Here is a 17,445-nt window from a genome sequence, read left to right as displayed (position 1 = left end):
TGCAGCCGTCCGGCTCACCGGCGGACACACTCACCGTGCAGGTCAAGGCCTCCAAGGAGGCGCCCGCCAAGACCTGGCGACTGACCTGCGGCCCGCCCGGCGGCGACCATCCCCAGGCGGCCGGCGCCTGCGCGGCCCTCACCAAGGTCAAGGATCCCTTCAAACCCGTCCCCAAGGACCAGATGTGCACCAAGATCTACGGCGGTCCGGAGATCGCCACGGTCAAGGGCACCTGGGAGGGGAAGCAGGTCGACACCACGTTCACCCGCGATGACGGCTGCCAGCTGCACCGCTGGAGCCAGATCGGCCCGGTCTTCGGGAACGTCCCGAAGGTCCGCTGAACCCGGCGGACGAGCCATCCCCGTTCCGGCTCCGTCCGCGACCCACTGAGTCAGGCCCCGGCGCCCGCCGGGGCCTGACGCGTCTCAGTTCCCGCCCCCGCCCCCGCCCGCCGGAGCGGCGGGGTCAGAGCAGGCCGCCGATGCTGCGGTTCTGGGAGACGGCTGTGTCGAACGCGAGGGGGCACGCCAGCACGAGCGTGCGCATCGGCTCCTGCAACTGGACGTGCATGCGCAGGACGTACCGGTCGGCCCCGGTGAACATCTGGGACAGGAACTCGCCCATCCCGGCGAAGCCGCGCTGGATCCGGGCGATCTCCTGCTGCCGCCAGTCGGTGATCCGGCCGCCCAGCAGTTCGTAGTAGCCGAGCTGCCGCTCGTGCGGGTCGAGGATCTCCCAGCCGCGCATCGCCCGCTTGCGCAGGTGCCCGATCAGCCCGCCCTGCGGGGTCAGCACCTGCATCATGGGCGTGCCCATGAACCCGTACGGCTTGTAGAAGAGGAAGTACGGCATGCCGTCGGGCCGGAGGATCGACAGCTTCCGCTCTGCCTTGGTCTGGCTGCCCTGGCTCATCACGCGCAGGGCCTTCTTCGCGCCGCTCACGCCCTCTTCCCGGACGTACGCCGCGGGCTGCCCCTGCGGGCTCCAGATCGTGTAGTTCGCCTCGGTCGAGAAGAACTGCGCCGGCTGGTCGTAGACGAGGATCGGCGATCCGTACAGGTCGGCGGGCTGCTGCGGCGGCCGCTGGTGGTGGACCTGGGGGTGCTGGGGCACGGGATAGCCGGCGTGCTGCGGCGCCGGGTAGCCGCCCTGCTGCTGCGGCGGGTAGCCGGGGGCCTGCGGCGGATATCCGTAGCCGGGAGGCGGGGCGGCAGGCGCGTACGGAGGAGCGGGCGCGCCGCCGGGCGGAGGCGCGCCGTAGGGCGGCGGCGGAGCGCCGCGACCAGGGCCGCCGGGCGGGGCTGGTGGGGGCGGGGGGTATCCCATGGCGGCTCCTGAGAAGGCGATCACCGCGGTCGACGCGCGACACGATACGCCCGGACCGCCGGGCCCACAGCCGGATTCGCCCGGTCCTACTTGAGGAGGCGGGACATGCGGCGGTCGGCGAGCGGTTTGCCGCCCGTCTGGCAGGTGGGGCAGTACTGGAGCGCCGAGTCGGCGAACGACACCTCGCGGACCGTGTCCCCGCACACCGGGCACTTCTGGCCGGCGCGCCCGTGCACCCGCAGGCCGGTCTTCTTCTCGCCCTTGAGGTCCTGCGCCTCCAGGCCGCGCGAGCGCTCCACCGCGTCCCGCAGCGTGGTGACGATCGCCTCGTGCAGGACGGCGACGTCCTCCTCGGTCAGCGAAGAGGCGATCTTGAACGGGGACATCCGGGCGGCGTGCAGCACCTCGTCGGAGTAGGCGTTGCCGATGCCCGCGATCACCTTCTGGTCGCGCAGCAGCCCCTTGATCTGCGTGCGCTTGCCGTGGACGATCTCGCCCAGCGCCGCGGGGGTGAACGCGTCGTCCAGCGGGTCGGGGCCAAGGGAGGCCACGCCGGGCACGTCCTTCGGGTCGCGGACGACGTAGACGGCGAGCCCCTTCTTGGTGCCCGCCTCGGTGAGGTCGAAGCCCGAGCCGTCGTCCAGGTGCACGCGCAGGGCGAGCGGGTTCTTGCCTCCGGGCCGGACGGGCTTGGCCGGGATCTCGTCGCGCCACCGGAGCCAGCCCGCGCGGGCGAGGTGGACGACGAGGTGCAGCCCGTCGACGTCCAGGTCGAGGAACTTGCCGTGCCGGGCCGCGCCGGTGACGGTCAGCCCGCCGAGCGCGGTCACCGGCGGGTCGTAGGTCTTCAGCGCGGAGACGGCGAGAACATCGACGCGGGCGACGGCGTGGCCGACCGCGCGCTCCCGCAGGAAGCCCGCCAGCGCCTCCACCTCAGGTAGCTCAGGCATGGCTTCAGTATCCGCGACGAGCAGCGCCGCCGGAACGTTCGTCCACAGCCCTGTGGACACCTGTGGAAAACCCTGGGGGCGATGTGACCCGGATCTCGGAATCGCTGATACCCCCCTGGGGTTGTCACAGGTATCCGGTTATGGCAGCATGAGGCCGAAGAGATACCCCCTAGGGGTAATTGACCCGAAGGAGACGACGATGAGCACCGCCACCTACACCGTCAGCGGGATGACCTGCGGCCACTGCGTGAGCTCGGTGACCGAGGAGGTCGAGCAGATCGCCGGCGTGACCGGCGTGGACGTCGACCTCCAGACCGGCAAGGTCACCGTGACCAGCGAGACGCCCCTCGACGACGCCCAGGTGAAGGACGCCGTCGAGGAGGCCGGATACCAGCTGACCTCATGAGCGGACCGCACCTCGCCTCCGGGCGGGGTGCGCCCCTCGGACATCGAGTGGAGTGAAACGGCATGAACAGCGCGACCAGGCTGGGGGCCTACGCCGTGGGACTGGCGGTCGTCTTCGGCGGCGCCGCGGGCGTCGGCAAGATCGTCGGGCCCGTGGGCGGGACGGCGGAGATGGCGTCCCATGAGACCGGCGGGGGCCACGGCGGTGCGGGCGGAGGCGAGCACGGGGGCGGAGGCCACGAGAGCGCGGCGTCCCTCGTGCCGGGCGGCCTCCAGGTGTCGGAGGACGGCTTCACGCTCGTCCCGCAGCGGACGGTCCTCACCCCCGGCGAGAAGACGGACTTCCGGTTCACCATCAACGGGCCGGACGGCAAGCCCGTCACCGGGTTCAAGCCGCTGCACGGCAAGCTCCTGCACCTGATCGTGGCGCGGCGTGACCTGTCCGGCTTCCAGCACCTGCACCCGACCGAGGCCGGGGGCGGCGTCTGGACCGTCCCGATCACGCTGGCCAAGCCCGGCGCGTACCGGTTCTTCACCGACATCCAGCCGGAGGGCGCGAAGCGGCAGCTCACGCTCGGCGCCGACGTCTTCGCCCCCGGCGACCTGAAGCCGGCGCCGCTGCCGGAGCCCGAGCAGGTCGCGAAGGTGGACGGCTACGAGGTGCGCCTCACCGGCGGCCTCACTCCCGGCAGGTCCAGCGAGCTGACCCTCACCGTGAGCAAGGACGGCAGGCCGGTCACCGACCTGGAGCCGTACCTGGAGGCGTACGGGCACCTCGTCGCGCTGCGGCAGGGCGACCTCGCCTACCTCCACGTCCACCCGGACGGCGAGCCCGGCGACGGCGAGACCAAACCAGGACCCGGCATAACGTTCTTCGCCGAGGCTCCCAGCTCCGGCGCGTACCGCCTGTACCTGGACTTCAAGCACGGGGGCAAGGTCCGCACGGCCGAGTTCACGGTGCACGCGGGGCAGGTCCCCGTCCAGGAGCAGGGCCAGGAGCCCGAGCCGGGCCACGACGACCAGCCCCACACCCACTGACGTTCCGCACGATCCAAGCAGAGGAGGACGCGATGAGCACGGACGCGGTGTCCGGGCGTATCGAGCTGGCGATCGGCGGTATGACGTGCGCGTCGTGCGCCAACCGGATCGAGCGGAAGCTCAACAAGATGGACGGCGTGACCGCCACGGTCAACTACGCCACCGAGAAGGCCAGGGTCGAGTTCGGGGAGGGGATCTCCCCCGACGAGCTGATCGCCACGGTGGAGAAGGCGGGCTACTCCGCCGCCCTCCCCGCCCCGCCCAGGGCCGCGGACGACGCGGCCCCGGAGCCGCCCGACGAGCTGCGCCCGCTGCGGCAGCGGCTGGTCACCGCGGTGGTGCTGTCGATCCCGGTGATCGCGATGGCGATGGTCCCGGCGATCCAGTTCGAGGCGTGGCAGTGGCTGTCGCTGACGCTCGCCGCCCCGGTCGTGGTGTACGCGGGCTGGCCGTTCCACAAGGCCGCGGCCGTCAACCTGCGGCACGGCGCCGCGACCATGGACACGCTGATCTCGCTCGGCACGCTGGCCGCGTTCGCGTGGTCGCTGTGGGCGCTGTTCTTCGGCACCGCGGGCGAGCTGGGCATCAAGCACGGGTTCGAGTTCTCCATGACCCGCTCCGACGGGTCGATGAACATCTACCTCGAGGCCGCTTCCGGCGTCATCATGTTCATCCTCGCCGGACGGTACTTCGAGACGCGCTCCAAGCGCCGCGCCGGCGCCGCGCTGCGGGCCCTGCTGGAGCTCGGCGCCAAGGAGGTCTCGGTCGTCCGGGACGGGCGCGAGGAGCGGATCCCGGTCGACGCGCTCGCGGCGGGGGACCTGTTCGTCGTCCGCCCCGGCGAGAAGATCGCCACGGACGGGACGGTCGAGGAGGGCTCGTCCGCCGTGGACGCGTCCATGCTGACCGGCGAGTCGGTCCCGGTCGAGGTCGGGCCCGGCGACGCCGTGACCGGCGCGACCGTGAACGCGGGCGGGCGGCTGCTGGTGCGCGCCACCCGGGTCGGCTCCGACACCCAGCTCGCGCAGATGGCGCGGCTGGTGGAGGACGCGCAGACCGGCAAGGCGCAGGTGCAGCGGCTCGCCGACCGGATCTCGGGCGTCTTCGTCCCGGTCGTGATCGCGCTGGCGCTCGGCACGCTCGGCTTCTGGATCGGCACCGGCGAGCCGCTCGCGGGCGCCTTCACCGCCGCCGTCGCCGTGCTGATCATCGCCTGCCCGTGCGCCCTCGGCCTGGCCACCCCGACCGCGCTGATGGTCGGGACGGGGCGCGGCGCGCAGCTCGGCATCCTGATCAAGGGCCCGGAGGTGCTGGAGTCCACCCGGACGATCGACACCGTCGTCCTGGACAAGACCGGCACCGTCACCACCGGCAAGATGGCCCTGGTCGACGTCGTCACCGCCGAGGGCGTCTCCGAGGAGGACGTGCTGCGGCTGGCGGGGGCGCTGGAGAACGCGTCCGAGCACCCCATCGCCCAGGCCATCGCCAAGGGCGCCGTCGAGCGGGTCGGCGAGCTGGGCAGGGTCGAGGACTTCGCCAACGTCGAGGGCCTCGGCGTCCAGGGGATGGTGGACGGCCACGGCGTCCTCGCGGGCCGCCCCCGGCTGCTGGCCGAGTGGTCACAGCACCTCACGCCCGACCTCGAACGCGCCATGGAGAAGGCCCAGGCGCTCGGCCACACCGCCGTCGCGGTCGGCTGGGACGGCGAGGCCCGCGCGGTCGTCACCGTCGCGGACCAGGTCAAGCCGACCTCGCGGGAGGCGATCGAGCGGCTGCGCGGGCTCGGGCTGCGCCCGGTCCTGCTGACCGGCGACAACGAGACGGTGGCCCGCACGGTCGCGGACGCGGTCGGGATCGAGGAGGTCATCGCCGACGTCCTGCCGCAGGACAAGGTGGACGTCGTCAAGCGCCTCCAGTCGGAGGGGCGGACGGTCGCCATGGTCGGCGACGGGGTCAACGACGCCGCCGCGCTGGCGCAGGCCGACCTCGGCCTGGCGATGGGCACCGGCACGGACGTGGCGATCGAGGCGTCCGACCTGACGCTGGTGCGCGGCGACCTGCGCGCCGCGGCCGACGCCATCCGGCTGTCGCGCCGCACGCTCGCCACGATCAAGGGCAACCTGTTCTGGGCCTTCGCCTACAACGTGGCCGCCCTGCCGCTCGCGGCGTCCGGCCTGCTCACCCCGATGATCGCCGGAGGCGCCATGGCGTTCTCCTCGGTCTTCGTAGTCACCAACAGCCTCCGCCTCAGGCGTTTTAGGGCGTGATCAAACCCGCGGCCATCCGGTGATGCCGGCCGTCGCGATTGCGCGCGAAGCCGGTTTCGAGCCTGCGAGAAACCGATCGCGCAGCGAGCCCTCAGGGCGAGTCGGAGCGATGCAGCAATCGCACGCGATGCCGTGCGGGTACGGGCCTCCAGGGCCCGGAGCCGCACGGCATCGCCATTAAGCACGAAGGGTTGTGAGCAGGGGGGCGAGGGTGGGGTCGGTGGTGGCCTCGTCGAGGGCCTGGGTGAGGGTCTCGTCGTAGGTCGGGGCGGCCTTGGCCTGGACGGCGCGGCCCTCGTCGGTGATGACGGTGTAGACGCCGCGGCGGTCCTTGGGGCACATGTCGCGGCGGGTGAGGCCGGCGGACTCCAGGCGCGCGACGAGCCGGCTGACCGAGCTCTGGTTGAGGCCGATGAGGTCGGCGAGCTCCTGCATGCGCAGCTCGCCGTCCGCGGCGCGGGCGAGCCGGCACAGGGCGCGGTACTCCGACAGCCCGATCCCGTGGCGGCGCTGCAGGGACTTGGAGAGCCGGTGCTCGACCCGGCCGTGCAGCGTGACGATGCCGTCCCAGAGCGCCGCGTCCGCCGCGGCCTTTCCGTCAGCGCTCATCGCGCACCCCGCTTCCTCTTGACGCCAGCTTACATGCAATGCCAATATCTGCATGTACATACAACACATGTACATGCAGGTTCTCTGCCGGGAGGAGAGGCCCGATGACCAGCCCCCTGCTCGCCCCGTACGAAGGCCCGCACCTCAGGCTGCGCAACCGGATCGCGATGGCGCCGATGACGCGGGGCCGGGCCGACGACGTGACCGGCGTCCCGCACCCGCTGACCAAGGAGTACTACGCGCAGCGCGCGAGCGCGGGCCTCATCGTCACCGAGGGGATCTGGCCGGACGTGCTCGGCAAGGGCGGTCCCGGCATCCCCGGCCTGGTGACGGACGAGCAGGTCGCCGGGTGGCGCGAGGTGACGGACGCCGTGCACGAGGCGGGCGGGACGATCTTCGCCCAGCTCTGGCACGTGGGCCGGATGACGCATCCGCTGGTCCTGCCCGGCGGCGCCACGCCCGTCGCGCCCTCGGCGGTCGGGATCCGGTCGGAGCGGATCCACACCAGCGAGGGGAGCGTCCCCCACGTCACGCCCCGCGCGATGACGACCGCCGAGGCCGAGACGACGGTGGCCGCCTTCGCCGCCGAGGCCCGCAACGCCGTCCGGGCCGGGTTCGACGGCGTCGAGGTGCACGGCGCGAACGGGTACCTGATCCAGCAGTTCCTCGCCGAGAACACCAACCGGCGCACCGACCGGTTCGGCGGCTCCCGCGAGGGCCGGCTCCGCTTCGCCCTCGACGTCGTGCACGCCGTGGCGGACGCGGTCGGCCCGGAGCGGGTCGGGCTGCGCATCTCCCCCGACAACCCGGAGAACGAGATCGCCGAGGAGGACCCGCAGGGCACCTACCGCGCCCTGGTGGACGCGCTCGACCCGCTCGGCCTCGCCTACCTGCACGTCATCGAGCGCGGCGCCTACGGGGCCCTGGCCGATCTGCGCCCCCGCTGGTCGGGCACGCTGATCGGTAACTTCAACGGGCCCGAGCCGACGTCCCGGCGCGCCGGCGAGGAGGTCCTCGCGGCCGGCCTGGCCGACGTCTTCTCCTATGGCCGGCTGTTCATCGCCAACCCCGACCTGCCCGCCCGCTTCGCGACGTCGGCCCCGCTGGCCGCCCATGTGGAGCACCTCGTCTACGGCGGCCACGCCGAGGGCTACGTCGACTACCCCTCGCTCGCCCGCGTATGACGGCTCAGGTCTCCACGGACCAGAACGCCACCTCGTGCCGCATGCCCTCCATGAAGAGGCGCTCCGCGGCGGCGGGGTCTGGGGCCGCCTCGTCGATCATCTGGGCGATGCGGGCGGCGAGGGCGGCGAAGCCCGGGTCGGCGTAGGTGTCGACCCAGCGGCGGTAGCGGGGCTCGGACGGCGGGTCCTCGGCGAGGATCCGTCCGAGCGTGGAGTAGCCCCACATGCACGGGTACAGGGCCGCGAGGCCTTCGCCGTACACGGCGGCACTGTCCAGCAGGAAGGACGTGTAGGCGGCGCACGCGGGCCCCTTCACCGCGCCGTCGAGGTCGGCGGAGAAGCTCGCGGAGAGGGAGCGGTGCAGGTCGAGCTCGTCGTGGAAGGTGGCGTGGGCCAGATCGACCAGGTCTCCCAGGTGGGCGCTGGGAGCCTGCCAGGCGAGGCGGGAGAAGACGCGCACGTAGTCGTGCAGGAAGAGGTAGTCCTGTTCCAGCCAGGCGCGGAACACGGCCTCGTCGAGGCTGCCTTGGGCGATGCCCTTCACGGTGGGGTGCTGGAGCTGCTCGTCCACCAGCGGGCGGCCGAGTTCCTCCAGGTGCGCGGCGAGACTCATGGCGCCAGTCTGCCCCAGACACGACCAAGCCCCGCCGGGTCGTGCGACCCGGCGGGGCCTTGGTCTTGCACCGGTGTGCGGGTCGCCTCTCGGCGAAAGGCACAACACGGCTCCAGCCGAACGGTATTCCGTGAAGGCGATAGGTGAGGCCCGGGGACACCAGGCACACCGGCTGTCATCTGTAACCGATGGGCCCCGGGGATTGTTCCCGGGTCCCGAAATCGGCGAAGGTCCCCGTCCGCCGGATGGTGTGCCACCCCAGGCGGGCCCCCAGCAGCGCGGTCACCACGGACTGGACGACGACCAGGTACATGAGCTGCCGGTAGACGAACTGCTGGAGCGGCAGCGCCCACAGGGGCCGGACGGACTCGCCGTCCAGCCACAGGGCGTAGGCGCCGGCGGCGGCCTGCGCGGCGACGAAGAGCGTCCAGGAGACGACCGGCACCACCGGGTCCAGGAAGATCAGCCCGAACACCGCGAACAGGTCGATGACCGGGGCGAACAGGGGGAGCAGGACCTGGAACACCGTCAGGTAGGGCAGGCAGCGGCGGCCGAACCGGCCCGAGCCGCCGCGGTCGACGACGGAGCCGCGGTGCTTCCACATCGCCTGCATCGTCCCGTAGCACCAGCGGTACCGCTGCCTCCACAGCTGCCGCAGCGACGACGGCGCCTCCGTCCAGGCGAGGGCCTTCTCCTCGTAGACGACGCGCCGCCCGGTGCGGGAGATCGCCATGGTGAGGTCGGTGTCCTCGGCGAGGGTGTCGCCCGGGACGCCGCCCACCTCGGCGAGGACGGACCGCCGGAACCCCCCGATCGCGCCCGGGATGGTCGGCATGCACTGCAGGAGGTCGAACATCCGCCGGTCGAGGTTGAAGCCGATGACGTACTCGATGTGCTGCCAGCGGCCGAGCAGGCCGCCGCGGTTCGCGACCTTGGTGTTGCCGCTCACCGCCCCCACCTCCGGGTCCGCGAAGGGGGAGACCAGGTGCCGGAGGGTGTCGCGCTGGAAGACGGTGTCGCCGTCCACGAGCACGAGGATGTCGGCCTGAGCCGCGGCGATGCCCGCGTTGAGCGCGCTCGGCTTCCCGCCGTTCGGCTTGCGGATGAGGTGCAGCCCGGGCCGCCGCATGGACTCCACGATCGCGGACGTGGCGTCGGCGGACCCGTCGTCCACCACGATCACCTCGACGGTGCCCGGGTAGTCGGTGTCCAGCAGCGAGCTGACCGTCGCCGCGATGCCGGCCTCCTCGTTGTAGGCGGGGACGACCACCGAGACGGGCGGGAACGGGTCGGGCGGCAGTCCGCCCGGGGGCGGCCCCGGGCGGCCGCGGGCGCGGCGCGGGCGCCGCTGGGGCCTGCGGACCCGGCGCATGTGGACGTGCGCGAACACCAGCAGCGCGACGAGCCTGAGCACGCAGAGGACGCCCGCGACCCCGAACACCGCGCCCATGGTGCCGGTGAGCGCGGACGCCGCCCGCTGGGCGGCGACCAGCGTCCAGCCGACGGCCCGCTCGCGCGCGGGCACCGCGACCTCCGCGGACGGCATGCCCAGCGCCTGCGTGAGCGTGGTGAAGCGGTAGCCCCGCGGCTGGAGCCTGTCGATGATCTGCGCCACGGCCGCGACCGTCTCGGACCGGTCGCCGCCCGAGTCGTGCAGCATCACGACGGCGCCCTCGCCGCGCGCCTCCGCCGCCAGCGCCCGCTGGACGATCGTCGCCGTGCCGGGACGCGCCCAGTCCTCGGTGTCGCGGTCGGTGAGCACGACGACGTAGCCGTCCTTCCCCGCCCGCTCGGCCGCGCGCCACTCGGGAGCGGTCAGGCCGTCGGGGCGGGACGAGTACGGCATCCGCATCAGCCTGGTGTGGACGCCGGCCGCGCCCGCCAGCGCGCGTTGCGTGAGGTCCATCTCCAGGCGTCCCCGCCACCGCGGGGCGGCGGCGAGGTCGGCGTGCGTGTAGGTGTGGGAGCCGATCTCGTTGCCCTCGCGGAGGATGCGCCGGGTCAGCTCCGGCTCGCGGGCCACGCGCGCGCCGACGGTGAAGAACGTGGCGTGGGCGTTGCGGCGGCGCAGGACGTCCAGCAGCCGCGGCGTCCACTGCGGGTCGGGGCCGTCGTCGAACGTCAGCGCGATCGTCTTCCTGGGCATGCGGCGGCTCTGCGGGGCGCCGCCCGAGAGGTTGACCACGGGTCCGCCCCCGGTCACCTGGGACGGCGCCGGCGCGGCGTCCCCCTCGGCCCGCGCAGCCTCACCGACGGCGCCGTTCGCGAAGCCGTCCAAGAGGAGCAGGATGGCGAGCACCAGGCCGCCGAGCGACAGCAGGATCCAGTGACCCCGCGGTTCACCGCGTCTCATGCTCAGCCGCTCTTCCGCTTCTTGCCGTACGCGGGAGGCGTCGCCTGCGATCTGCCGGGCCGAGCCGTCGCGGTGCCCGTCGCCGCCGGCGCGGGCGTGCCCGGCGAGGCGGCGGGCGCCGCGGGGGCGGCGGATGTCCCGGGCGCCGCCGATGCCCGGGGCGCCCCGGACGGCGCGGTGTGCCGGGGACGCACGGCGGCGGGCGGCTCCTTCGTCTTTCCGGCCGGGACGCTCGGACGGCTCAGCTTCACCTGCGGCTTGGCGGACGGCCCGCTCCACGGCGTCAGCGGGACGTCGGCGCCGGTGGTCATGCCGAGGCCGAGCGCGCCCAGGAACACCAGGAGCAGCGCCCCGACGAGCAGGCCGAGCCGCCGTCCGAGCCGGGCACGCCACCCGGTCGCGTCGACGAAGACCGGCTGCGCCTCGTCCGGCAGCGCCTCCGGAACGGGTCCCGGAAGCGGCCGGGTCAGCGGCGGAGCGGCCGGCGCTATGCCGGTGACAAGGAGCTCATCCCGGTCATGTGAGGCATTGCGGATCATCTTCGTCCGTCTCGTGCGCGGGGATCGGCCGGGCGGCCGCGGGAGGGGGTTCACTGCGTCAGCGCGAACCCGCGCGTACGTGTCACACCACGGTGCAAATGCCTGCACAATGGCGCGGTGGACGAGGACGAGCTCGGCCGGGCACTGCGCGCGGCGCAGAACGGCGACGAGGAGTCCTTCCGCATGCTCTACCGCGACGTGCAGCCGCGCCTGATCCGCTTCGCCGGGGCCATCGTCGGAGCGGACGCGGAGGACGTGACGTCGGAGGCGTGGCTGCAGATCGCCCGTGACCTCCCGACGTTCCGCGGCGACCTCGACGGCTTCCGCGGCTGGACCGCGACGATCACCCGGCACCGGGCGCTGGACCACCTGCGCCGCAGGTCCCGCCGCCCCGCCTCCGACCTGCCGGTCGAGGAGCTGGTGACGATGGCCGCGGCCGCCGACACCGAACTCGACGCCATCGACGGGCTCGCCACCGAGGAGGCGCTGCGGCTCATCGCCGACCTGCCCCGCGACCAGGCCGAGGCGGTGCTGCTGCGCGTCGTCGTGGGCCTCGACGCCAAGTCCGCGGGCAAGGTCCTCGGCAAGCGCGCGGGCGCCGTGCGGACCGCCGCCTACCGCGGCCTGCGGCGCCTCGCCGAGCGGCTGCCGGCGCCCCGCGCCGACGCCGCGGACACCCGTCCCCTCGTCCGGGGTGACAGAAACGGCGGCAGTGGCGCTGAAGGGGTGACATGAGAGACCACGAGCCCGGACGGCTGGATCCGCGCGCCGCCGAGCGGCTGCTCGACGGCGCCGGCGGGCACCCCGAGCTGCGCGAACTCCTCGCGGCGGCCGCCGCCCCCGGCCGCCCAGAGGAGCTCGCCGGAGAGGACGCCGCCGTTGCCGCCTTCCTGGCGGCGCCCCGGACGGCCCGCGCCTCCCGGACGGCGCGCCTGCGCCGGTTCCTCACCGCCAAGGTCATCGCGGTGGTGGGCGGCTCGATCCTGCTGTCCGGCGGCGTGGCCTACGCGACCGGGAACTTCCCCGGCCAGGGCCCGGCGCCCGCGCCCTCGCCGACGCCCCGAGAGCACAAGGGCCGCGAGCAGGGCGGCGCGCCCGGGTCCCGCACCTCGCAGCGTCCCGGGACGGCGCCCTCGTCCAAGCCGTCCCAGGAGCCAGGCAAGTCCGGCGAGCACGGCAAGACGACCGCGCCCGGCCAGCAGAGGAAGACCGAGACCCCGAAGGCGAAGCCGACGACTCCGCGCGGCCCGGGGAACAACAACGCCACGACCCGCCCGAGCATCCCGGCGAAGAAGAGCAAGAGCGGCTCCCAGGGCAACGGGGCCGCCAACAGCGGTACGTCGGACGGCACCGTCCCAAGCGACGGCGCCACGACCGGCACTCCCCTCCTCAGCGGCGGCAACTCCCGGCGCTGATCCCCGCCCGCGTCCTCCGGACCGGCGACGCGCCACCGGACGCTCCGGTCGGGGGCGAAGGTCAGAGACAGCCCTCGAACTGCGGCACCTGCACGTCCGACAGGTCCAGCCCGGACGTGCCGAACCACTTGCGCATGAACTTCGCCATCGTCCCGTCCTGGTACATCTGGGTGATCGCCGTGTTGAGCGCCTCGCAGCCGTCCAGATCCCCGCGGCGGATCGCGATCGCCGTCCGCCGCTCGCCGAACCGGGCGTTCAGCAGCCGGAAGCCGGCGCCCCGCCGCGTCTTCATCCCGGCCAGGATTGTGTCGTTCGTGGTGATCGCGTCGATCCGGCCGTCCGCGAGCATGCCCATGCACTCCTCGCAGGACCGCGCCGCCACCGGCACGGCCGGCACCTCCCGCTCGACCGTCACCGCCTCGGCCGCGCCCGCCCCCATGACGGCGCAGATCCTCCGGCCCTTCAGGTCGCGGACGCCGCGCACGCCGTGCTCGTCGGCGCGGACGAGGATGTCCTGGTACGACGTGAGGTAAGGGCCCGCGAAGGAGAACCGCTCCTTCCACTTGGGCTCCAGCCAGAACGTCAGCACCATGTCGACGTCCCCGTCCTGGAGCAGCCGTTCCCGGTCCCGCGCCAGCGCCGGGACGAAGCGAACCTTCTTTCCCATCCGCGCGGCGAGGTAGCGGGACACGTCCACGTCCAGGCCCTCGTACGTGCCGTCCGGGCCCTTGAACCCGATGCCCGGCAGGTCCGGCCGGACGCCCGCCGTCAGCGTGTCCCCGTCGAGGATGGACGCCTCGTCGCGGCTCGCGCACCCGCCGAGCAGGAGGCAGCCCGCCAGTGCCGCCGCGATCGGTCGCCGCATGGTCCGTCCCCTCGCACGGCCCTGGTCAGGGCGCATCCGCCATCAAGATCGCAGGGCGGCCCGGCGCCCCTCCACCCGGTGGCCGGATCCGGCCCCCGACCGCCGCCCGGCCGGGGCGGGGCCGCGCTGGTGCGGCCGTCCGCGACGGCACCGCACCGGCGGCGGCCACGGGCCTTCCGGGAAGCCGTAAACATTCCGTAAACGGTGTCCGCGAAGCTGTGGGCACTGGAAACAACCGCGGAGAACCGCGGGACCGAAGGAGAAGACGATGCGGAAGTTCAAGCTCCAGGTGCAGGTCAGCGCTGACGGCTACATGGCCGGCCCGAACGGCGAGATGGACTGGATGAAGTTCCCCTGGACCGAGGACATCGGCGAGTACATCAACGGGCTGATGGAGCCGGTGGACACCATCGTGCTGGGCCGCAAGCTCGCCGAGGGGTTCATCCCGGCCTGGGAGTCCGGGCCCCAGGGCGAGACCCAGGAGGCCATCGACCAGATGAACAACACGCCCAAGGTCGTGATCTCCGACAGCCTCAGCGAGTCGCCGTGGAAGAACGCGGAGGTCGCGGGCGGCGACCTCACCGAGACCGTGAACCGGCTGAAGTCCCGCCCCGGCGGCGACATGATCGTCTACGGGGGCGGCACGCTCGTCCGCGACCTGATCGGCCGGGGACTGCTCGACGACCTGTACCTGTTCGTCAACCCGACCGCGATCGGCACCGGCATGCCGGTGTTCCCGGAGGGGTCCTACCAGCGCCTCGACCTCGTGGAGTCGCGCGTGTTCGACTGCGGCATCGCCGTCATGCACTACAGGCCGCAGAACGCGTGACGTCCGGCACGCCGATGGAGCGGGCGCAGCCCCGCCCGCTCCGCCGGAGCCGGTCCGGCCCGGCATGACCGGCCCGCGGCCGGCCGCTCACTGCAGGAGGTGGCGCAGCGTCCCGTCGCCGGCGACGGAGCGGTAGTAGCAGGTGGGGCGGGGCTCCCCGGACGGCAGGTTCGTGTGGCAGGCGCCGCCGGTGGTGCGGTTCACGAGGTAGAGCAGGGAGTTCTGCTCGCAGTTGACGCGGACGTCGACCAGTTCGAGGACGTCCCCGGAGGTCGCGCCCTTGCGCCACAGCTCGTTGCGGGACGTCGACCACAGGACGGCGATCCGCTCGTCCAGGGTCGCCTTGAGCGCCTGGTCGTTCGCGTATCCGATGAACAGGACCTCTCCGCTGCCCGCGTCCTGCAGGACCACCGGGACGACCCGCGCCCCGGTCGCCGCGACGCCCGCGAGCTTGTCGAAGTCCAAGGTGAGCCGGGTGCCTTCTTCGAGTTCGTTCACCCCGCCATCCTGCCCGCCCGCGGCGCCGACCGTCTCCCCTGACACGGGCCGAGTCCCTCCGCCGGAGACGCTCCGGCGGATCACGGGCCGACGGCGACTCCCGCTCCCGCCTCGTCCCCGGCGCGGTCGTCGCGTCCGGCGCGTTCGGCGGTGCCCCGCCCGCAGCGCCGGCAGGCGCCGCGGCGCCGCAGATGGTAGGAGAGCGTGGCGGCGCCGAGCGCCGCGCCCCACGCAACGAAGATCACGCCCGGCAGGCTCACCGCCCACAGGCCGGGTTCCAGGTCGACGCGGAGGTTCATCAGGCCCGCGGGGACGAGCGCGACCGCGACGACGGACGCCGGGACGATCGCCAGCGCGGGCGGCACCCGCTTTCCGGCCTTGAACCAGATCCACCGCGGATACACCGCGCCCCAGCGGTGGACGAGGCCGTGGGTGAGGACGCCGCCGAGGAGCGAGGCGATCGCGAACCCGAGACCGGCCTCCAGCATCCCCGGCGTGTCCTGCATCATCCGCTCGAAGTCCTCGGTGATGCCGAGCGGCCAGCCGAAGTACCAGGCGACGCGGGTCACCTCGTACGGGAGGCTCGCGGCGCATGCGGCCCAGACGGCCCACCTGCCCCAGCGCAGGGCCGATCCTGGGGAGGTCCAGTGGGCGGCCGGACGGTCGCCGCGCCCGCAGTGGACGCAGGCGCCGCCCGTCCGGCGCTGGTAGGCGAGGGCGGTCGCGGCCCAGAGCACGCCGCCGGCGAAGAGGACGAGGAGGTTCACCCGGTGCCAGTAGAGGATGTCGCCCACCCCGCCCTGCGCGCCGGGCACCCCGGTGAACGCGAACACCACGAGCAGCGGTGCGAGCGCGACGAAGGCGATCAGGAAGTAGTCGGGGATGACGAGCGCGAAGGTGACGGCCTGCGCCCAGGCGAGGCCGAGCAGCGCGTTCCGGAGGGCCGGGCGGCCGCGGCCGCGTGCCATCACCACGCCGAGGACGGCGCCGGCGGCCCCGACGGCGGCCATCGCGGGCGCGGTGACGCCCACGTCGGCCCCTTCCAGGACCGACCCGGAGAGGTGGTCCTCGTCCACCGGGCCGAAGGGGTAGCCGGAGCCGCCCATGGCCCAGAAGAGCCCGAGCGCCCCGTAGAGCAGTGACCACGCCGCGGCCGCGTAGCCGGTCCAGGTGGGCCACGCTCCCCACCAGCGGAAGATCCATCTCGAAGTGCGCATGCCTTCAGCGTGGGCGCGCCGCGAGTCCCGCGAACATATGCCTTTCCGCACGTTACGGGGCGGTCAGGGCGGGGCGATGTGCCGTTCGGCAGGGGGACCGGCCCCGTCATCGCTGCCTAAGCTCGAACCGTGCGAAACGGACTCGTGCGAAGGACGGGCCTGTCCGCGGCCGGAGCGCTGGTGCCGCTCGGCGCCGCCGCCGCGCCGGTCTTCGGCTGGGCCGCCGTGCCGGGCGCGGTCGCGATGGCGGGCGCCCTCGCCGCGCTCGCCATGCGGCCCGCCAGGCGGGACGCGACCTGGATCGCCGCCGCGGTGGCGGGCGGTGTCTCGCTCGCCGCGACGGCGGCGGCCTGGTCGTCGCCCGGCGCGCGGTTCCAGGAGGGTGAAGGGCCGGAGAACCTGCTGGGGCTGGTCGAGGTCGCCGCCCTGACGGTGCTGGTGGCGGTGGTCGTCCGGGTGGCGGCGTTCCGCGGTGCGCTGGTCGGAGCCGGTCTCGCAGGTCTGGCGGTGCCGTGCTGGATCCTGCGCTTCGGCGTCCCTGGAGCGGCCGGGCTCGCCGCCCTCGCCGCGTGGGCGCTGCCCCCGGTGCTCGCCGTGACGACCGGGCTCTACCTGCGCTCGCTGGACGACCGCCGGCGCCGGTCGGTCGCGTCCGCGCGGCGGCGGCAGCGCCTTGAACTGGCGAGCGACCTGCACGACTTCGTCGCCCACGACGTCAGCGAGATGCTCGCGCAGGCCCGGGCCGGCCAGATCCTGGCCGAGCGCGACCCGTCCGCGGCCGCGCGGACCTTCACGATCATCGAGGAGGCGGCGCTCCGCGCGATGGCGGCCATGGACCGCACCGTGGGGATGCTCCGCGCCGACGCCGGTTCCGAAGAGGGCGGGCCGGCCCTGGCGCCGGCCCCGTCGCTGTCCGACCTCCCCGACCTGGCCGCGAGGTTCACCGCGTCCGGCAACGCCCCCGTCCACCTGGACCTCGACCCCGACCTGGACGTGCCGCGCGAGGTGGGGACGACCGCCTACCGCATCGTGGTGGAGGCGCTGACGAACGTGCGCCGCCACGCCCCTGGCGCGGGCCGGGTGGACGTGAGCGTGCGCGGCTCGGCGGGGGACGTCCGCTCACTGCGGGTCCTCGTCACCGACGACGCACGGGGCGGTGCGGCGGGTCCGCCCGCGAGGCGGGGCGGGGCGGGTCTGCCGGGCCTGCGCGAACGGGTCGAGATGCTGGGCGGCACGCTGACCGCCGGCCCGCGCGACCCGTACGGATGGCAGGTCGCGGCCGTCCTGCCGCTGGGCGACCGGACCCGGCGCGCGAGGCGGCGCTGACCGGCCCGGGT

At 73.6% G+C, this 17,445-nt stretch carries 18 protein-coding genes; 9 read left to right on the top strand and 9 right to left on the bottom strand.

Annotated elements, in window-relative coordinates:
- Window positions 1–35 precede the first annotated feature (35 nt).
- On the top strand, window positions 36–341 hold the full coding sequence (locus ABWI07_RS25610; protein WP_235036954.1) for an SSI family serine proteinase inhibitor: 306 nt from the start codon (window positions 36–38) through the stop codon (window positions 339–341).
- A 124-nt stretch (window positions 342–465) separates the two neighbouring features.
- On the opposite strand, the gene ABWI07_RS25605 is transcribed toward ABWI07_RS25610, so the two are convergent.
- Together ABWI07_RS25605 and ABWI07_RS25600 are read right to left on the bottom strand one after the other, a co-directional pair.
- Window positions 466–1,326 carry a hypothetical protein gene (locus ABWI07_RS25605; RefSeq protein WP_200841995.1) on the bottom strand — a complete coding sequence of 287 codons (861 nt, stop codon included), beginning with the start codon at window positions 1,324–1,326 and terminating at the stop codon, window positions 466–468.
- A gap of 86 nt (window positions 1,327–1,412) precedes the next feature.
- Window positions 1,413–2,276 (bottom strand): Fpg/Nei family DNA glycosylase, encoded by an 864-nt coding sequence (locus ABWI07_RS25600; protein ID WP_149260669.1) that lies wholly within the window; start codon window positions 2,274–2,276, stop codon window positions 1,413–1,415.
- Between the two features lie 199 nt (window positions 2,277–2,475).
- Between ABWI07_RS25600 and ABWI07_RS25595 the strand changes: the two genes are divergently transcribed.
- The 3 genes from ABWI07_RS25595 to ABWI07_RS25585 all read left to right on the top strand — a co-directional run bounded on the left by ABWI07_RS25595 (window position 2,476) and on the right by ABWI07_RS25585 (window position 5,986).
- On the top strand, window positions 2,476–2,682 hold the full coding sequence (locus ABWI07_RS25595) for a heavy-metal-associated domain-containing protein (RefSeq protein WP_149260670.1): 207 nt from the start codon (window positions 2,476–2,478) through the stop codon (window positions 2,680–2,682).
- A gap of 62 nt (window positions 2,683–2,744) precedes the next feature.
- The gene (locus ABWI07_RS25590) at window positions 2,745–3,719 is read left to right on the top strand and encodes a DUF8832 domain-containing protein (protein WP_353820046.1); all 975 of its coding nucleotides are present in this window, start codon (window positions 2,745–2,747) and stop codon (window positions 3,717–3,719) included.
- A gap of 32 nt (window positions 3,720–3,751) precedes the next feature.
- A complete protein-coding gene (locus ABWI07_RS25585) occupies window positions 3,752–5,986 on the top strand; it encodes a heavy metal translocating P-type ATPase (RefSeq protein WP_353820045.1) in 2,235 nt (744 codons plus the stop codon).
- Window positions 5,987–6,163: 177 nt separating this feature from the next.
- Here ABWI07_RS25585 and ABWI07_RS25580 read toward each other — a convergent pair whose 3' ends face one another.
- Window positions 6,164–6,595, bottom strand: a complete 432-nt coding sequence (locus ABWI07_RS25580; RefSeq protein ID WP_353820044.1) for a MarR family winged helix-turn-helix transcriptional regulator — start codon at window positions 6,593–6,595, stop codon at window positions 6,164–6,166.
- A gap of 104 nt (window positions 6,596–6,699) precedes the next feature.
- On the opposite strand from ABWI07_RS25580, the gene ABWI07_RS25575 reads away from it, so the two are divergent.
- Complete coding sequence (locus ABWI07_RS25575; protein WP_353820043.1) at window positions 6,700–7,779, top strand: alkene reductase; 1,080 nt, start codon at window positions 6,700–6,702, stop codon at window positions 7,777–7,779.
- Window positions 7,780–7,783: 4 nt separating this feature from the next.
- Here the strand turns inward: ABWI07_RS25575 and ABWI07_RS25570 are convergent, their stop codons facing one another.
- The 3 genes from ABWI07_RS25570 to ABWI07_RS25560 all read right to left on the bottom strand — a co-directional run bounded on the left by ABWI07_RS25570 (window position 7,784) and on the right by ABWI07_RS25560 (window position 11,284).
- Window positions 7,784–8,392, bottom strand: a complete 609-nt coding sequence (locus ABWI07_RS25570; RefSeq protein ID WP_353820042.1) for a TenA family protein — start codon at window positions 8,390–8,392, stop codon at window positions 7,784–7,786.
- A 175-nt stretch (window positions 8,393–8,567) separates the two neighbouring features.
- Complete coding sequence (locus ABWI07_RS25565; protein WP_353820041.1) at window positions 8,568–10,745, bottom strand: bifunctional polysaccharide deacetylase/glycosyltransferase family 2 protein; 2,178 nt, start codon at window positions 10,743–10,745, stop codon at window positions 8,568–8,570.
- A 2-nt stretch (window positions 10,746–10,747) separates the two neighbouring features.
- Window positions 10,748–11,284, bottom strand: a complete 537-nt coding sequence (locus ABWI07_RS25560) for a hypothetical protein (protein WP_353820040.1) — start codon at window positions 11,282–11,284, stop codon at window positions 10,748–10,750.
- A gap of 117 nt (window positions 11,285–11,401) precedes the next feature.
- On the opposite strand from ABWI07_RS25560, the gene ABWI07_RS25555 reads away from it, so the two are divergent.
- Entirely contained in the window at window positions 11,402–12,019 is a 618-nt protein-coding gene (locus ABWI07_RS25555; RefSeq protein ID WP_149260677.1) for an RNA polymerase sigma factor, read from the top strand.
- Window positions 12,016–12,699, top strand: a complete 684-nt coding sequence (locus tag ABWI07_RS25550) for a hypothetical protein (protein ID WP_353820039.1) — start codon at window positions 12,016–12,018, stop codon at window positions 12,697–12,699. Before ABWI07_RS25555 ends, ABWI07_RS25550 begins: the two co-directional genes overlap by 4 nt.
- 61 nt (window positions 12,700–12,760) lie before the next feature.
- Here ABWI07_RS25550 and ABWI07_RS25545 read toward each other — a convergent pair whose 3' ends face one another.
- Entirely contained in the window at window positions 12,761–13,564 is an 804-nt protein-coding gene (locus ABWI07_RS25545; protein WP_353820038.1) for a transporter substrate-binding domain-containing protein, read from the bottom strand.
- 268 nt (window positions 13,565–13,832) lie between these two features.
- Here ABWI07_RS25545 and ABWI07_RS25540 point away from each other — a divergent pair, with 268 nt between their 5' ends.
- Window positions 13,833–14,393 (top strand): dihydrofolate reductase family protein, encoded by a 561-nt coding sequence (locus ABWI07_RS25540; protein ID WP_149260680.1) that lies wholly within the window; start codon window positions 13,833–13,835, stop codon window positions 14,391–14,393.
- An 87-nt stretch (window positions 14,394–14,480) separates the two neighbouring features.
- On the opposite strand, the gene ABWI07_RS25535 is transcribed toward ABWI07_RS25540, so the two are convergent.
- Both ABWI07_RS25535 and ABWI07_RS25530 read right to left on the bottom strand, forming a co-directional pair.
- Complete coding sequence (locus ABWI07_RS25535) at window positions 14,481–14,891, bottom strand: phosphoribosyl-AMP cyclohydrolase (RefSeq protein ID WP_200841996.1); 411 nt, start codon at window positions 14,889–14,891, stop codon at window positions 14,481–14,483.
- A gap of 80 nt (window positions 14,892–14,971) precedes the next feature.
- Window positions 14,972–16,108 (bottom strand): hypothetical protein, encoded by a 1,137-nt coding sequence (locus tag ABWI07_RS25530; protein WP_353820037.1) that lies wholly within the window; start codon window positions 16,106–16,108, stop codon window positions 14,972–14,974.
- Between the two features lie 129 nt (window positions 16,109–16,237).
- Between ABWI07_RS25530 and ABWI07_RS25525 the strand changes: the two genes are divergently transcribed.
- On the top strand, window positions 16,238–17,434 hold the full coding sequence (locus ABWI07_RS25525) for a sensor histidine kinase (RefSeq protein WP_353820036.1): 1,197 nt from the start codon (window positions 16,238–16,240) through the stop codon (window positions 17,432–17,434).
- The last annotated feature ends 11 nt before the right edge of the window (window positions 17,435–17,445 follow it).

This window comes from Actinomadura sp. NPDC000600 (assembly GCF_040492135.1).
Taxonomy (GTDB): domain Bacteria; phylum Actinomycetota; class Actinomycetes; order Streptosporangiales; family Streptosporangiaceae; genus Spirillospora.
Note: the sequence above shows the minus strand (reverse complement) of the source record. Positions and strands in the feature narration are given on the sequence as shown.

What these genes read in the sequence shown, in the direction of transcription:
- ABWI07_RS25605 (WP_200841995.1), bottom strand. Translation starts at nt 1,326, where the DNA reads ATGGGATACCCCCCGCCCCCACCAGCCCCGCCCGGCGGCCCTGGTCGC.
- ABWI07_RS25600 (WP_149260669.1), bottom strand. Translation starts at nt 2,276, where the DNA reads ATGCCTGAGCTACCTGAGGTGGAGGCGCTGGCGGGCTTCCTGCGGGAG.
- ABWI07_RS25595 (WP_149260670.1), top strand. Translation starts at nt 2,476, where the DNA reads ATGAGCACCGCCACCTACACCGTCAGCGGGATGACCTGCGGCCACTGC.
- ABWI07_RS25590 (WP_353820046.1), top strand. Translation starts at nt 2,745, where the DNA reads ATGAACAGCGCGACCAGGCTGGGGGCCTACGCCGTGGGACTGGCGGTC.
- ABWI07_RS25585 (WP_353820045.1), top strand. Translation starts at nt 3,752, where the DNA reads ATGAGCACGGACGCGGTGTCCGGGCGTATCGAGCTGGCGATCGGCGGT.
- ABWI07_RS25580 (WP_353820044.1), bottom strand. Translation starts at nt 6,595, where the DNA reads ATGAGCGCTGACGGAAAGGCCGCGGCGGACGCGGCGCTCTGGGACGGC.
- ABWI07_RS25575 (WP_353820043.1), top strand. Translation starts at nt 6,700, where the DNA reads ATGACCAGCCCCCTGCTCGCCCCGTACGAAGGCCCGCACCTCAGGCTG.
- ABWI07_RS25570 (WP_353820042.1), bottom strand. Translation starts at nt 8,392, where the DNA reads ATGAGTCTCGCCGCGCACCTGGAGGAACTCGGCCGCCCGCTGGTGGAC.
- ABWI07_RS25565 (WP_353820041.1), bottom strand. Translation starts at nt 10,745, where the DNA reads ATGAGACGCGGTGAACCGCGGGGTCACTGGATCCTGCTGTCGCTCGGC.
- ABWI07_RS25560 (WP_353820040.1), bottom strand. Translation starts at nt 11,284, where the DNA reads ATGATCCGCAATGCCTCACATGACCGGGATGAGCTCCTTGTCACCGGC.
- ABWI07_RS25550 (WP_353820039.1), top strand. Translation starts at nt 12,016, where the DNA reads ATGAGAGACCACGAGCCCGGACGGCTGGATCCGCGCGCCGCCGAGCGG.
- ABWI07_RS25545 (WP_353820038.1), bottom strand. Translation starts at nt 13,564, where the DNA reads ATGCGGCGACCGATCGCGGCGGCACTGGCGGGCTGCCTCCTGCTCGGC.
- ABWI07_RS25540 (WP_149260680.1), top strand. Translation starts at nt 13,833, where the DNA reads ATGCGGAAGTTCAAGCTCCAGGTGCAGGTCAGCGCTGACGGCTACATG.
- ABWI07_RS25530 (WP_353820037.1), bottom strand. Translation starts at nt 16,108, where the DNA reads ATGCGCACTTCGAGATGGATCTTCCGCTGGTGGGGAGCGTGGCCCACC.